We start from the raw sequence: 15,893 nt of genomic DNA, 5'->3' as shown, positions 1-15,893 counted from the left end.
AACCTGTCGGGTTTATTGCAACGTATTATTTTTTTGCTTCTATTGCTACTTTGTTTAAGAAAATCCAGGTTTCATCTGGTTTTGCGCCTTCGATTCCGCTTTGGTATTTTTTCATCAAGACGTTCCAATCGTCTACACGCGGATTATTTTGTGTTGTTTTTGGATTTAATTTATCTAAGCTTTCTCCTTTCGGAATACTGATTACTAAAATTAATTGTCGGTCTTTTTTGAAAACCTGCAATTGCTGAAAATCGGCATTACAGAAACCTTTGGCAACTTCTGGCCATTTTTCAAATTGGGTTTTGTGATACTCTACATATTCTTTTTGGAGTTTTTCATCAGCAGGAAGATTCGCTGTTAAAACCACATTTTCCCAATCTGATGCTGGTTTGGAATCTTTACATCTTTCGAAGTTTTGGAAATCATAAACCAAATCATCATAGATTTTAATTTCTAAAGAAGGAAAAGCGCCTTCCAGTTTTCGTTTCGTTCTTTCCGGCTGATTCATTTTTCCGTAAATCACCAAATGATTTTTCCATTGGTACAATTCCTGACCTACAATTCTAAACCCAACCAAAGTCGATTTGATTTTTTCAATATCAAAATCAGAACCTATCAATTCGATTGCATACGGTTTCGGCATTTCCTGCAATCCCCATTTTTCATCGATAACAACTTCTTTTTCTAAATCTTTGTAAGGCGCTCTAATTCCAGCATTTTCTTTAATTTTAGAACTAACATACGGATCATTGTGCTCCCAAATATTTCCCTTTGGACCATTATGGTTTTTAAGGATTTTCTTTTCGGCAATCCAGTTGTTTTTAATCGTAAAACCTTCACTTCCTTCATCGGTATACAAATACAGCCATAAAAACGGATCGTGTGCATACGGACTGTTGTAAACCTTGTCGATATAATTCTCTTCAATTCGGCTGTTTGGCTGAGCCGAAAGCGTATAAATTCCAGCCACATCATGCAAATGTTTTGCGTAATGATGGATTTTATTCGCCAGAATTTTATTGTTCTGCATCACATTTGGTGTATGCGTCCAACCCCAACCCATTGCCATTCCGGAATACGATACATCTGAAATTTCGTTGTGTTCAATGATAATATTTCGAACAAAACCTGCGCTGATTCCTAAAGTTCCCCAATCTTCATTGGTTACGTTTGTGATTAAATTATCAGAAATCACTTCATCCGAACACATTTCTCTTTCATCTTTTATAATTAAAGGCAAATGCGCTTCAAAAGCTTCTTCAGAGAAAATTCCAACATTGATGGCACTTCCGCCAATATCTTTAAATAAATTTCCTTTTACAGTATTGTGATTTGTTCCTTTATTTAAATCTAAACCAGTCGAAGATAAATGCTCAAAACGACACGATTCGAATTGAATATTATTAGCATAATTTACTTCAACCGCCGAGCGAGGTCTTCCCACCCAAGCTTGATTTTCTAAATTCGCCTGATTTGGCGTTCCTGGAACTTTCAATTTATAAGCGTCTAACAAATACAAACCTGACTGTAACGGCACATGACCTTGCTGTGACGGACGAAGCCAATTGCTGTACTGAAACGAAATTCCTTTAAATTGAAAATAACTTACAGGAGAATCAATTGTTCCTTTTACTTCAACCAGATTTTCTAAAACGGGAGCGGTTACAACTGCCGAATTAATTTCTTCTCCAGCTCGTGGAATATAATAGATTTTTGCATTCTTCTTATCTAAATACCATTCTCCCGGTTCATTTAAAAGCGAAAAAGCATTGTTTAAGAAATAAGCTGAATTTCCGTTGTTTTTAGAAATCCAAGGTGCAGGCCACGGATGTTCGCTTTGAATACGGCTTTCTGGTTCTTCAAATGAAAGTTTAGCACTGTCTTTTTGTACTTCAATATTTTTGATTCGAAGATTAGCGTTTGACCACCATTGTACGATAAACATTTCCATTCCTGGTTCGTACTTCACTGATTTATCTTTAAACGGAATCCAGCAGGTTTGTTCTTCGTGATTCCACGATAAAATGCGTTCCATTGTTGTGCCCGCAGTATTTTTGGCTCTTATGGCTTTTTTGCCATTTACCCACAATTGTCTGTAATCTATCAGACTTCCTGCTTTTTTAGGCGCATCAGCTACCCAAACAGAGCCTTTTTTTAATCCGTTGATAACCGTTGTCGATTTTGTCCAGTTTTTGATTTCGATTCCACCGCTTATAATTGGTTTTGCATTGACATCGGCTTCAATTGTTGTCGGACTATCCGCAGTTCCTGAATCTTCAGGGCGAACAAATAATGGTTCGTTTAAATAATACGTTCCGTTCATTACAATGATTCGGATTCCGTCTTTAATCGATGGATCTTTTAAACGACGAAGTTCTCTGGCTTTTCGCATTGCCATATGAACCGTTGCCAGCGGACTTGATTTTGTTCCGAGGTTCGAATCTTTTCCTGATGGTGAAACCCAAATTTCTGCTCCACTTGCCGAAAGCGAGAATATCATCAAAAAAACGACTAGTAATTTGTTGAAAGGAATTAAACGCATTATTTATAGTATTGATTTTTTTCTTGAGCTAAAATTACGAGGCATTTATTTAAAGTGCTAGTATTTTTACAAATAAATGTATTTTTAACACTTTTACCAAATAATTGGGACAATTTAGAAGAATATAAAATGACAAGCATCCTGTACCCTCCTGTAACAGCAAGCTTTGTAAAAATTTTGAGGTAAAAATTTAAATATTGGTTTTAAATCATTTTCCATTAAAAAAATCAAATTCATAAAAAATCTGTTATAATTAAATCAAAATTGCCGTTTGGTAATATTTTTTTAATAGATTTGTGTAATCGATTACATTATTAGATTATCCTTTTTATGAGATTATTTTTATTCATCAAATAAAAAATTAACCAATAAAAAATCGACTCAGCATCAAAAAATACTTAAAAAGTAAATTTTAATCATAATACAACACAAATGAAAACTAACCTAACCAATCTTTTCTGCACAGCACTGACCATTCTGGCAGTAAGTTTTTCTGTACCGGTTTTGGCACAAAAAGCGTCTGATACTTACAAAGACATCGAATTTAAAATGACCAAAATAAAAGAACCTGTTATTCCTAAAAACAGTGTAAACATAAAAGATTTTGGTGCGGTTAACGGTGGTTATGTTTTAAATACTAAGGCTTTCGCCGATGCGATTGATGCTGTTTCTAAAAAAGGAGGCGGAAAAGTTATTATTCCTCCGGGAATCTGGCTTACAGGGCCAATTATTCTAAAAAGTAATATTGAATTACATGCCGAAAGAGGCGCTTTAATAAAATTTTCTACAGATAAATCTTTGTATCCAATTATCGAAACCAATTTTGAAGGATTAAATACCTGGCGATGCATCTCTCCTATTTATGGTAAAAATCTGGAAAACATCGCTTTTACCGGAAATGGTGTTTGGGATGGTTCCGGAGAAGTTTGGAGACAGGTTAAAAAGAGTAAATTAACAGAGAGTCAATGGAAGAAATTTGTCAATTCAGGCGGGGTTTTAAACAAAGACAAAACAAGCTGGTATCCATCTGAAACTTTTATGAACGCTTCTAAAGGTGCGGATCAGAATGTACGTCCAGATTTAAAAACGAAAGAAGAATTTGAAACTATTCACGATTTCCTGCGTCCGGTAATGGTAAGTATTCAAAACAGCAAAAGAGTTTTATTTGACGGTCCTGTTTTTCAAAATTCACCAGCGTGGAATATTCACCCTTTTATGGTTGAAGATTTAATTGTGAGAAATGTAACGGTTCGTAATCCGTGGTATTCTCAAAATGGTGACGGTCTTGATGTAGAATGCTGTAAAAATGTTTTGGTTGAAAATTCAAGTTTTGATGTTGGTGACGATGCTATCTGTATTAAATCAGGAAAGGATAAAGACGGGCGTGAAAGAGGTGTTCCGTGCGAAAATATTATTGTCAGAAACAATATTGTATATCACGGACACGGTGGTGTAACGGTTGGAAGCGAAATGTCAGGAGGTGTAAAAAATCTTCATGTTTCAAATTGTACTTTTATGGGTACTGATGTTGGTTTGCGTTTTAAAAGTGCACGTGGAAGAGGCGGTGTTGTAGAAAATATCTTTATTTCGGATGTTTTTATGACTGATATTCCATCGCAGGCCATTTCTTTTAATTTGTATTATGGAGGAAAATCTATAGCTGAAACTTTAGAGGAAGGCGGAGACAAAATCGTTAATAAAGCAATGCCTGTAACAGTTGAAACGCCTCAATTTAAAAATATTTCGATTAAAAACATTACCATCAAAGGCGCGCAGCAGGCAGTATTTTTACAAGGTCTTCCTGAAATGAATCTTGAAAATATCGAAATCTCAAACTTAACGGTTACTGCAGAAAAAGGATTTTCGATTATAGACGCAAACGGAATCAAAATCACCAATGCAAAACTGGATATTAAAGAAAGTAATGTATTTGAAGTTTACAATGTAAAAAATATGTCTTTAAAAGATGTTGAGTTTAATTCTACATCTGCTAAAGCTGTAAATATTAATGGTGAAGGAAACGCAAATATTGAATTGGTTTCTTCTAAAAAATTAGATTTTTCAAAAACGACAACTCTTGGAAATGATGTTCCAAAAGGAGCTGTAAAATTTTAATCACAATTTCAAAATGAAATTTATCAATAGTTCAAAAGCAGTTGTTTTAAGTCTTTGCGTATTTTCGTTTTTACATTCGAATGCACAAACTAACAAAGAGGAAAAATTAGTAATCAGTACCAAAGTTTTTACTGACGGCACCAACCATTGGTACCATATTAAAGACAAAACCAATATCGTAAATCCGATTCCAAATCAGCCTCAATATGCGGAAACGGATTATGCTAAAATTGCTGATAATATTTTGCTCTTTCAGCGTAATAATGGCGGATGGCCGAAGAATTACGATATGAAAGCGATTCTGACTCCAAAGCAAATCGATACGGTCATTAAAACCAAAGCAATTCTGCATACAACTTTTGACAATGAAACGACTTATACGCACGTCAATTATCTGGCTCAGGTGTATACTTTGACTAAAGAGGCAAAATACAAAGACGGCGCATTAAAAGGAATTGATTTTATCATGGAAGCGCAATACGGCAACGGAGGCTGGCCTCAATATTTTCCTCTGGAAAAAGGGTACAGCCGACATATTACATTTAATGACGGCGCTTATATGGGTATCATGAATCTTTTGAAAAAGATCGTAAACAATGATCCTGATTTTACATTTATCGACCCTAAAATCAGAAAGAAAGTAACTACATCCTACGAAAAAGGCATTGACTGTATTTTAAAAATGCAGATTAAAGAAGACGGAAAATTAACCGCCTGGTGTCAGCAGCATGATGAAATTACGCTTTTACCAACGTGGGCGAGAAAATTTGAACCGCCAAGTATCTGTAATGCAGAAAGTGTAGATGTTGTGCTGTTTTTAATGGCAATTGATAATCCGAATGAAAAAATAATTAACTCCGTGCAAAGTGCTGTAAAGTGGTTTCAGGATTCTAAAATATACAATACGAGAGTTGAAAGTTTTCAGGCTCCGGAAATGGATTCTAAATACAAAAAAATCACTAATGATGTTCGTGTAGTAACTGATACTGCTGCACCGCCAATCTGGACGAGATATTACGAATTAGGATCTCATAAACCTTTATTCTCAGACAGAAACAGTGAACTTTTATATTCTCTTGCAGAAGTGAGCCGAGAGCGCAGAAGCGGTTATGCATGGTATACCGATAAACCGGAAAAAGCATTGAAAAAATATCCGGCCTGGCAGAAGAAATGGGATTCTGGAAATGATGTTTTGAAACAGTAAAAACACAACGCTTTGTCATTGCGAGGAACGAAGCAATCTCAGTAAAATATTCGACAAAGCTTGATATAGCAAATGTGATTGCTTCGTTCCTCGCAAAGACATACGACATCTAATTTAATTCTATCCTATCTTCAAACATAGCCCGTGGTTTCAATTACGGGAACACATACGAAGCGTGACAATATTACGTCCCCGTAATTGAAACCACGGGCTATGTTTAACAAGTTTGCGCGTAAAATATATTCAGCCACAGATTAAAGGATTAAAATGATTAAAAAAATCTGTGAAAATCATTTTAATCTGTGGCTAAAAAATTATTTATTCAAATTATAAAACGAAACCGCATTTTCAAACCAAATCTTATTTTGATCATCAACAGAAAACTTCGAAATATAATCTTCTAAAGTTTTCACAACCTCATTATAATCAGAAGCTGCATTTAGAACCGGCCAATCTGAACCGTATAGTATTTTATCTGCTGGGAAATTTTCAAAAATCACGTCTAAATACGGTTTTAAATCCTCTGGTTTCCAGTTCTTCCAGTCGGCTTCTGTAACCATTCCTGAAATTTTACACCATACATTGTCGTATTTTGCAATTTCTTCGATTCCTTTTTTCCACGAAACTATACTGCCTGATTTAATATCTGGTTTTGCAATATGATCAATCACAAACTTTTGATCTGGGAAATCTTTTACCAAACTTATTGCTGCTGGTAACTGACGATGAAAAATCAGAATATCATATGTAAAATCAAACTCTTTTAAAGCTGAAATTCCGTTGCGGAAATCTTCCCTAAACATAAAATCATTAGCTTCACCTTGTATAACGTGTCGGAATCCTTTAATGGTTTTATTTGAAGAAAAATGACGTAAACGATCTGAAATATTATCTGCACGAAGATCAACCCAGCCAACGATTCCTTTTATAAAATCATTTTTTGAAGCCAGATCAACAAGGAAATGGGTTTCATCTTCAGACTGACTTGCCTGAACTGCTACACAACCCGAAAATTTGTTTTCTTTAAGCAGTGGCAATAAATCTTCCGGAAGGAAATCTCTTTGAATTTTCGACATACTTTCATCAATCCAGCTGTCTCTTACGGGATCAAATTTCCAAAAATGCTGATGAGAATCAATTCGGTTATTCATCCTGAATTAGTTTACATCGTTGATTAAAGCACGATCTAAATGCACGTAACCGCCATCTACAAAAACAAATTGTCCTGTAGTATGAGATGAACGATCAGAAATAATGAAAAGCGCCGTATCTGCAATTTCTTCTGTTTTGGTCATTCTGCCTTCAAACGGAATACTTTTATTGATTTTCTTTAAAACGGTTTCTCCATCTGCCAATGTTTTAATCCAGTCTTCGTATGCAGGAGTATAACTTTCAGCAATAATAATAGCATTAGAACGGATTCCGAATTGGATTAAATCTACCGCCCATTCTCTTGTAAGACCTAAAACGCCGCCTTTTGCAGCAGCATAACCCGAAGTTCCGCCCTGCCCTGTTAAAGCTACTTTTGAACCAATATTTAAGATATTTCCTTTTGATTCTTTTAAGTACGGAAGCGCATATTTAACCAACAAAAAATAACTTACTACATTAAGTTTCAAAGAATCCATAAATTCCTCGTAGCTCGCCTCTAAACCTGCACCGTCGTTTACACCAACATTGTTGATAACAGCATCGATTCTTCCGTATTTTGCTATGATTGTTTTTACAGCATTTTCGATTTCAACGGGATCAGTAACATCTGTCTGCACAAATAACGAATCTATTCCTCTTTTTTGGAAAGCTTCCGCGTAAGCGAAACCTCTTGCATTTCTGTCAACCAAAACCGGAATCGCACCTTCGTCTGCAATTCGGTTAATAATTGTTTCTCCAATACTGCCTTCCTTTCCAGCTGAACCGGAAACAACGACAATTTTATTTTTTAAATTTAAATCCATTTTTGTGGTTATTTAAAGGTTATCCAGTAAACCCGGCAGGTTTAAAAACCTGCCGGATTTCTTAATTAGTCTATCTCAATTAACGCCTTGATTACATTGTTTTTAGGATCAATTAATTGTCCGAAATCAGTAATCATTTCTGAGAAACTTGTTCTGTGCGTAATGTATTTTTTAGGATCGATTTTACCTTCTTTCAAACATTTCATTACATATTCAAAATCTTCAATAGTGGCATTTCGACTGCTCATTAAAGTAGATTCTCTTTTATGGAAATCAGGATGACTGAAACTCAATTCACCTTTTTGAAGCCCGACTAAAACAAATCTTCCGCCATGCGAAATATAATTGAAAGCGCTGTTCATCACTTTTTGGTTTCCAGTAGCATCAATTACAACATTAGCCATATCACCATTAGTCAATTCAGCCAGTTTTGCGGCTACATCATCGTTTAAGGGATTGATGGTTTCATCAGCATTCAATTCGGTTTTACAGAAATTTAATCTGTAATCGTTGATATCCATTACGATCACTTTTGCTCCGGCAATTTTAGCAAACTGAATCAGTCCAATTCCAATTGGACCTGCTCCCATTACCAAAACCGTATCAGTTGACTTAACAGCCGCTCTTCGTATTCCGTGCGCTGCAATTGCCAATGGTTCAACCAAAGCCAGTTCATCATAATCTAATCCCTGACCGTGAAGTAAATATTGTTCCGGAATCGAAACATATTCGGCCATTCCGCCGTCAATATGAACTCCAAAAACTTTGATATTTACACAGCAGTTTGTTAATCCGTTTCGACACGCAACACAAGTTCCGCAGTTGAAATACGGAATAAAAGTGACTTTATCACCCGGTTTAAAACCTGCTGCATTTCCTTTTACATATTCTGCAGCCAATTCGTGTCCCAAAATTCTGGGATATTCAAAATACGGCTGAGTACCTCCAAAAGCGTGAATATCAGTTCCGCAGATTCCAATTCTTTTTATTTTCAAGAGAGCTTCACCGTCTTTTGGTTCCGGAATTTCTTTTTCTTTTAATTTAAATTCCTGCGGTTTTTCGCATACAATAAATTTCATCTCCAATTTTTTTTAAACTACCCGTAGAACAGAATTCGTGAAAATTTTATTTAACACATAGAAACATAGATTTTTCCTTTTTATAGAAGAATACTAAAATAAATGATAGATCATTTTACGTATAGAATATCTATGTTTCTATATGTTTAAATAATTATGCTCAACGAGTAAATAATTACTTTTTATATGCGACTGCAGTCTGCTTGCTTGTACCTAAACCTTCAATTCCAAGTTCAACAACATCGCCCGCTTTTAAGTAAATTGGATCTGGTTTAATACCCAAACCAACTCCCGGAGGCGTTCCTGTACTAATGATATCGCCAGGAAGCAAAGTCATAAACTGACTTAAATAATGTACTAAATAGGGAATTTTGAAAACCAGATTCAACGTATTGCTGTCTTGGTATTTTTTACCGTTTACGCTCAGCCACATCGATAAATTATCAACATCTTTTACTTCATCTTTCGTTGCCAAAAATGGTCCAAGAGGCGCAAATGTATCACAGCCTTTTCCTTTTGCCCATTGTCCGCCGCGCTCAATTTGAAATTCTCTTTCGCTGTAATCATTCAATAATGCATAACCTGCAACGTAGTCCAAAGCTTCTGCTTCTTCAACATAACTTGCTTTTTTGCCTACTACAAATGCTAATTCCACTTCCCAGTCGGTTTTTACACTGTTTTTTGGAATAATTACATCATCATCCGGACCGCATAAAGAAGTTGTTGATTTAAAAAAGATGATTGGTTCTGTTGGAATTGGAGCGCCTGTTTCTTTGCAGTGATCCACATAGTTTAATCCGATACAGATTATTTTTGAAGGTCTCGCAACCGGAGATCCCAAACGTACACTCGCATCAACTTCTGGCAAAGAAGGATTGCTTTCTAATGCTTTTTGTAATTTTTCTAAACCATTTTCTTCAAAAAAGCTTTCGTTGAAGTCTGAAACGATAGAAGAAACATCATATCTTTTTTCATTAATTAAAACTCCTGGTTTTTCTTTTCCGATTTCTCCAAAACGTATTAATTTCATTGTATATATTTTTTTAAAAGTTACTAAGGTACTGAGGTTCTAAGGTTCTGAGGTTTTCCTGTTTATACCTGACAGGTTTTAAAAACCTGTCAGGTAAAACGAATCGTAAAATTCTAAGATGCTAAAAAGCCTTAGTACCTTAGAATCTTAGAACCTCAGAACCTTCAATTAATTATTCAGTTTAATAAATCCTCCGTCGATTGGGTAATCGCATCCGGTGATGAATCCTGCTTCTTCGCTGCATAAGTACAAAGCCAGAGCGGCAATTTCGTCCGGTTTTCCCATACGGCCAATTGGCTGTGATTTAGACAATTTCTCGAACATTTCTTCTTCTTTTCCAGCGTAATTTTTAGAGATAAATCCGTCAACAAAAGGCGTATGAACCCTTGCCGGAGAAATAGAATTACATCTGATATTTTCACTTAAATAATCTCTGGCTACAGATAAAGTCATCGCCATTACAGCTCCTTTTGCAGTTGAATAAGCAAATCGGTCTGAGATTCCCACCCACGCCGCAATTGAGGCCATGTTTAAAATCACACCGCCATTTGAAAGTCGGAACTGTGGGATCGCTGCAAACAAACAGTTGTAAACACCTTTTACGTTTACATCCATTACACGGTCAAAATCAGCTTCAGAAGTTGTGTCAACTTTTCCAACATTCGCAATTCCGGCATTATTTATTAAGATATTGATATTTCCAATTTTTTCAAAAGTCGCTTTAACATCAGCCTGACTGGAAACATTACACGCATACGAAAACACATTTCCTCCAGCATTTTTAATTTCGTCAACAGCATCCTGTGCACTTTCAATAGATAAATCAATAATATGAACTTCTGCTCCCTGTTTGGCAAACAAGGCAGCAATTGCTCTTCCAATTCCGCTTCCGCCTCCTGTTATGACTGCTTTTTTATTTTGTAATGAAAACATTTTAAATGGTATTTAGTATTATAGAATTCAAATTTAAGGCTTCCACATCTTCATGCAAATAATAAATGTAAAAAGCACAATTACAAATGTAATCGATTAAAACAATATTTGCATTTTATTTTTATACTAATATAATAAAATGATCATTCTTTAATAAATTATAACATTTTTTATTCGCTTTGTAAAAAAACTAGCCTACTTTAAAAGTTTTATCAAAAAAATCAATGTAAAAAGTTACATTTTCTTGCTCAATTCAATCTTATTTATAATTTTGTAATTGTATTTTTTACATTTATTATTTTCCAAATACATAATTCAAGAAAAATGGCAGTATTAAAAGGCATAACGTGGAATCATACAAGAGGTTTATTACCTATGGTTGCAACGGCACAACGCTTTACCGAGTTAAATCCGGATATCGAAATTACCTGGGAGAAAAGAAGTTTACAAGAATTTGCAGATGCTTCTATCGAAGATTTAGCAAAACGATTTGATTTATTGGTTATCGATCATCCGTGGACAGGTTTTGGAGCACATACAAATGCTATCCTCCCACTTTCTGATTATCTGCCTGCCGATTATATTAAAGATCAGGAAATAAATACCGTTGGTAAATCATACGGGAGTTATGTTTTTAGCAATAAATTATGGGCTTTGCCAATAGATGCCGCTACTCCGGTTGCTGCAGCACGTTTGGATATTTTAGAAAAAAAGGGACTTGAAGTGCCTCAGACATATGACGATTTATTGGCTTTAGCCAAAAAAGGACTGGTTGCATTTGCCGGAATTCCGGTTGATGTTTTAATGAGTTTTTATATGTTTTGCTGCAGTTTAAGCGAAGCACCGTTTCAGTCTGAAGAAAAAGTTATTTCTGTAGAAACAGGAAAAAAAGCTTTGCAGATGTTTCGTGAATTAGCACAATTAATTGATCCGGCTAACTTTAACCGAAATCCTATTCAGGTTTACGAAGCGATGGTCAATTCAGATGAAATTGCCTACTGCCCTTTTGCTTACGGATATTCTAATTATTCAAGAGCCGGATACAGCAAAAATCTGCTTCATTTTTATGATTTGGTTAAACTGAATAATGCGCCTATGATAAGTTCTCTTGGCGGAACAGGATTAGCAGTTTCTTCATTCAGCAAGCATATTCCCGAAGCGATTCGTTATGCTGAATTTACGGGTTCGTCTCAGGTACAGCAGAATATTTTTGCCGATAACGGAGGCCAGCCGGGACATTTACAAGCCTGGAAAAATGACCGAATCAATTCTATAACCAACAATTATTTTAAAAATACTTTACCCGCTTTAGAAAGAGCTTTTCTACGACCAAGATATTCCGGACACATGTATTTTCAGGATCATGCGGGCGATGTAGTTCGTGATTATTTAATGAATGGCGGTGACGAAGAACTGGTTTTAGATGCATTGAATGCACTTTATGCTAAATCCTTAAAACTGCAAAATTCATGAAACCATTAGAAGGATTAATTGTATTAGAGTTCTGCCAGTTTTTGGCGGGTCCTTCTGCCGGATTAAAGTTAGCCGATTTAGGTGCGAGAGTGATAAAAATCGAACGTCCCGTAAAAGGCGAAGCCTGCCGACAATTAAGCATTAAAGATCTTTTTGTTGATGACAGCAGTCTTTTGTTTCATACGATTAACAGAAATAAAGAATCTTTTGCAGCCGATTTAAAAAATCCTGACGATTTGGTTTTAATTAAAAAACTAATCGAAAAGGCTGATATTATGACACATAATTTCAGACCGGGCGTGATGAAAAAAATCGGATTGGATTATACTACAACGCTTACCATAAACCCGAAGATAATATACGGAACGATAACAGGTTACGGTGATAAAGGTCCTTGGGCAAAAAAACCGGGACAGGATTTGCTTTTGCAGTCTCTTTCGGGTTTAAGCTGGCTTAGCGGACGAAAAAGTCAGGGACCAGTTCCGTTTGGTCTGGCTGTCGCCGATTTAATGTGCGGTAATCATTTCGTACAGGGAATTTTAGCAGCATTATTGAAAAGAGCCAAAACCGGAAAAGGTGTTTTGGTTGAAGTTAGTTTACTGGAATCTATTTTGGATGTTCAGTTTGAAGCCATTACTTCTTTCGTAAACGATGGCGGACAACAGCCGGAAAGAGGCGATATTAAAGGAAGTGCACACGCTTTTTTAAGTGCGCCTTACGGCGTTTACAAAACACAAGACGATTATATTTCGCTTGCAATGGGTGATTTACTTTTTATAGGAAATACGCTTGGAGTCGATTTAAATCAATATGCTGCTAAACCTCTTTGGTTTGAAAAAAGAGACGAAATCAGAATTCTTTTAGCCAATAAATTAGCTGAACAAAAAGCAGATTATTGGTTAGAATTGCTTCAAAAACAAGGCATTTGGGCAGGAAAAGTTTTGAATTATGAAACTTTAGACCAACAGCCATTTGTAAAGGAATTAAACTTAAAACAAACCGTAAAAAATTCAGACGGAGAAACTTTGGTTACAACCCGAAGCCCGATTCAACTAGACGGTAAAATTTTAAGCAGCTCAAAAGCAGCTCCAAAAGTGGGCGAAGATAATTTAGCAATACAAGAAGAATTTATTCGCTGATCGTATTAAGTAACGATTAAACAAATAAACGATTCAACGAATAAACAAAAAAATGAAACCTTTAGAAGATTATTTAATAGTAGATTTTAGTCAGTTTCTTTCGGGTCCGTCGGCCAGTCTTCGGTTGGCCGATATGGGAGCGCGCGTTATAAAAATTGAAAAACCGGGAACTGGCGATATTTGCAGAACCTTATATACTTCTGACTTAATCATGAACGGCGAATCGTCTGTTTTTCATACCATAAACAGAAATAAAGAATCGTTTGCCATTGATTTTAAACAACCGGAAGAACTTCAAAAATTAAAAAAATTATTGGCAAAAGCCGATGTTGTCATGCATAATTTCAGGCCAGGAGTTATGGAGCGCATTGGTTTAAGTTATGATGATGTAAAAGCGATAAATCCAACTGTCGTTTATGCTTCGATTTCAGGTTTTGGAAATCATCCTGAACTTAAAAATTTACCGGGACAGGATTTATTATTACAATCATTAACTGCTCTGACTTGGCTGAGCGGTAATCAGGAAGATGGTCCCGTACCAATGGGATTGTCGATTGTAGATATGCTTGCGGGTGCGCATTTAGCACAAGGAATTTTAGCCGCTTTATATCGAAAAGCAACACAAAATATGGGCGGAACGGTTCAGGTAAGTATGCTGGAATCTGCTTTTGATTTTCAGTTTGAAACGATTACGACATTCTTTAATGATGGCGGTGAATTACCCGTTAGAACTAAAACCAATAATGCACACGCTTATTTAGGCGCGCCATACGGAATTTATCAAACTAAAAATGGTTATCTGGCTTTGGCAATGGGATCTATTCCAGTTTTGGCTTCACTGCTTAAATGCGATGAATTATTGCAATTTCCGGAGAATAAATTTACGCTTAGAGATGAAATAAAAAATATTCTGGCTTCTCACCTATTGACACAGGAAACGCAGTTTTGGCTGGATATTTTAGAACCGGCAGATATTTGGTGTGCGGGAGTTTTAAACTATGAACAGCTTTTTAGAGAAGATGGTTTTAAAGTTTTGGAGTTTACACAGCAAGTTGAAATGCTCGACGGTTACTCCTATAAAACTACAAGATGTCCTATAAAAATTGACGGCGAAAATTTTACATCTGGTAAAGGTTCTCCAAAATTAGGACAAGATAACGAGCGAATTATAAAAGAATTTATAGCATAGATATGGAAAAATTTAGAATCGCTGTTAGAAAATTTTCTCCTTTTGAAAGTACACTGCAAAAACTTTGGGATGGCTTTTGTCTGAGAAACAATATTCAGATTGAGGTTGAAATGGTTTCTATGGAATTGCACGATCTATATGAAGAAACCATTACCAATAAAGGTTTAAAAACCGGAAAATGGGATATTGCGCACTTAAATACCGATTGGATTTTTGATGCTGCGAATGAAAAAGCAGTTCTGGATTTAACTTCTTTTATCGATCAAAATCCACCACAGGATTATCCTGAAGGCTGGCATCAATCACTGTTAAACCTACAGCAGGTTAATGGAAGTATTTACGGTCTTCCTTTTCATGATGGACCGGAGTGCCTGATTTACAGAAAAGATTTATTTGAAGATTTAACTGAAAAAGAAAACTTTAAGAAACAATTTGGTTACGAATTGTTCCCTCCCAAAAACTGGGAGCAATTCACCCAAATAGCCACATTTTTTAATAGACCTGAAAGCAATTCATACGGCTGTGTTTTTGCCAATTATCCTGACGGTCATAATATGGTTTTTGATTTCTGCCTGCAGTTATGGACACGAGGCGGCTCTCTTTTAGATCATCAAAACAAAATAAACATCAATCATAATGAAGCTGCTGCAGCTTTAGATTATTACAGAAAAATTGTTAACGATACAAATACGGTTCATCCGGGTTCAAAGAATTTTGGTTCTGTTGAAGCTGGAATGGCTTTCGCCGAAGGGCAAGCTGCAATGGCAATTAACTGGTTTGGATTTGCTTCGATGTGTGAAGTAATCGAGGAATCGAAAGTAAAAGGCCAAGTGGATATTACAGAATTACCGCACGATGAAAAACATAAGACGGCTTCATTAAATGTATATTGGCTTTATACAATTGGCATTGGAAGTAAAAATAAAGCACTCGCTTATGATTTTTTACGATTTGCAACAACTGCTGAAAGTGATAAATTATTGACAACCGAAGGTGGAATTGGATGCCGAAAATCAACTTGGAATGATGCCGAAATCAATAAAACCATTCCCTATTATCATAAACTGGAAATGCTGCATGAAAATGCTTTGACTTTACCACAAACACCAATTTGGCCAAAAGCAGCCGAATTGATAGATCAAATGGTGTTAAAAGCGATAGAAACGGATATTCCGTCGAAAATACTTTTAGAACAAACACAGAAAAATATTGAAAAATTAACGAACTGATTAGG

12 protein-coding genes are annotated in these 15,893 nt (G+C 35.8%); 6 read left to right on the top strand and 6 right to left on the bottom strand.

Going from position 1 to position 15,893, the window contains the following annotated elements; all coding sequences use genetic code 11:
- Positions 1 to 25: 25 nt before the first annotated feature.
- On the bottom strand, positions 26 to 2,542 hold the full coding sequence (locus L1276_RS17290; RefSeq protein ID WP_253789952.1) for a right-handed parallel beta-helix repeat-containing protein: 2,517 nt from the start codon (positions 2,540 to 2,542) through the stop codon (positions 26 to 28).
- A 432-nt stretch (positions 2,543 to 2,974) separates the two neighbouring features.
- Here L1276_RS17290 and L1276_RS17285 point away from each other — a divergent pair, with 432 nt between their 5' ends.
- The gene (locus tag L1276_RS17285) at positions 2,975 to 4,657 is read left to right on the top strand and encodes a glycoside hydrolase family 28 protein (RefSeq protein WP_253789950.1); all 1,683 of its coding nucleotides are present in this window, start codon (positions 2,975 to 2,977) and stop codon (positions 4,655 to 4,657) included.
- 13 nt (positions 4,658 to 4,670) lie between these two features.
- Complete coding sequence (pelA, locus tag L1276_RS17280) at positions 4,671 to 5,861, top strand: pectate lyase (RefSeq protein ID WP_253789948.1); 1,191 nt, start codon at positions 4,671 to 4,673, stop codon at positions 5,859 to 5,861.
- 314 nt (positions 5,862 to 6,175) lie between these two features.
- Here pelA and L1276_RS17275 read toward each other — a convergent pair whose 3' ends face one another.
- From L1276_RS17275 to L1276_RS17255, 5 genes are all read right to left on the bottom strand, one after another.
- Positions 6,176 to 7,012 carry an amidohydrolase gene (locus L1276_RS17275; protein ID WP_253789946.1) on the bottom strand — a complete coding sequence of 279 codons (837 nt, stop codon included), beginning with the start codon at positions 7,010 to 7,012 and terminating at the stop codon, positions 6,176 to 6,178.
- A gap of 6 nt (positions 7,013 to 7,018) precedes the next feature.
- A complete protein-coding gene (locus L1276_RS17270) occupies positions 7,019 to 7,816 on the bottom strand; it encodes an SDR family oxidoreductase (RefSeq protein ID WP_253789944.1) in 798 nt (265 codons plus the stop codon).
- A 65-nt stretch (positions 7,817 to 7,881) separates the two neighbouring features.
- Positions 7,882 to 8,895 carry a zinc-binding alcohol dehydrogenase family protein gene (locus L1276_RS17265; RefSeq protein ID WP_253789942.1) on the bottom strand — a complete coding sequence of 338 codons (1,014 nt, stop codon included), beginning with the start codon at positions 8,893 to 8,895 and terminating at the stop codon, positions 7,882 to 7,884.
- A gap of 175 nt (positions 8,896 to 9,070) precedes the next feature.
- Entirely contained in the window at positions 9,071 to 9,925 is an 855-nt protein-coding gene (locus L1276_RS17260) for a fumarylacetoacetate hydrolase family protein (RefSeq protein WP_071638337.1), read from the bottom strand.
- 168 nt (positions 9,926 to 10,093) lie between these two features.
- Entirely contained in the window at positions 10,094 to 10,858 is a 765-nt protein-coding gene (locus L1276_RS17255; protein ID WP_253789939.1) for an SDR family NAD(P)-dependent oxidoreductase, read from the bottom strand.
- Positions 10,859 to 11,182: 324 nt separating this feature from the next.
- On the opposite strand from L1276_RS17255, the gene L1276_RS17250 reads away from it, so the two are divergent.
- Genes L1276_RS17250 through L1276_RS17235 form a run of 4 tightly spaced genes read left to right on the top strand, consistent with a single transcriptional unit; the run spans position 11,183 to position 15,888 of the window.
- Entirely contained in the window at positions 11,183 to 12,331 is a 1,149-nt protein-coding gene (locus L1276_RS17250; RefSeq protein ID WP_253789937.1) for an ABC transporter substrate-binding protein, read from the top strand.
- Entirely contained in the window at positions 12,328 to 13,470 is a 1,143-nt protein-coding gene (locus L1276_RS17245; protein WP_253789935.1) for a CaiB/BaiF CoA-transferase family protein, read from the top strand. Before L1276_RS17250 ends, L1276_RS17245 begins: the two co-directional genes overlap by 4 nt.
- Positions 13,471 to 13,522: 52 nt before the next feature.
- On the top strand, positions 13,523 to 14,659 hold the full coding sequence (locus tag L1276_RS17240) for a CaiB/BaiF CoA-transferase family protein (RefSeq protein ID WP_253789933.1): 1,137 nt from the start codon (positions 13,523 to 13,525) through the stop codon (positions 14,657 to 14,659).
- Positions 14,660 to 14,661: 2 nt separating this feature from the next.
- Entirely contained in the window at positions 14,662 to 15,888 is a 1,227-nt protein-coding gene (locus tag L1276_RS17235) for an extracellular solute-binding protein (RefSeq protein ID WP_253789931.1), read from the top strand.
- Positions 15,889 to 15,893: the final 5 nt, after the last annotated feature.

Source organism: Flavobacterium sp. HSC-32F16, from assembly GCF_024171645.1.
Classification (GTDB): Bacteria; Bacteroidota; Bacteroidia; order Flavobacteriales; family Flavobacteriaceae; genus Flavobacterium.
Note: the sequence above shows the minus strand (reverse complement) of the source record. Positions and strands in the feature narration are given on the sequence as shown.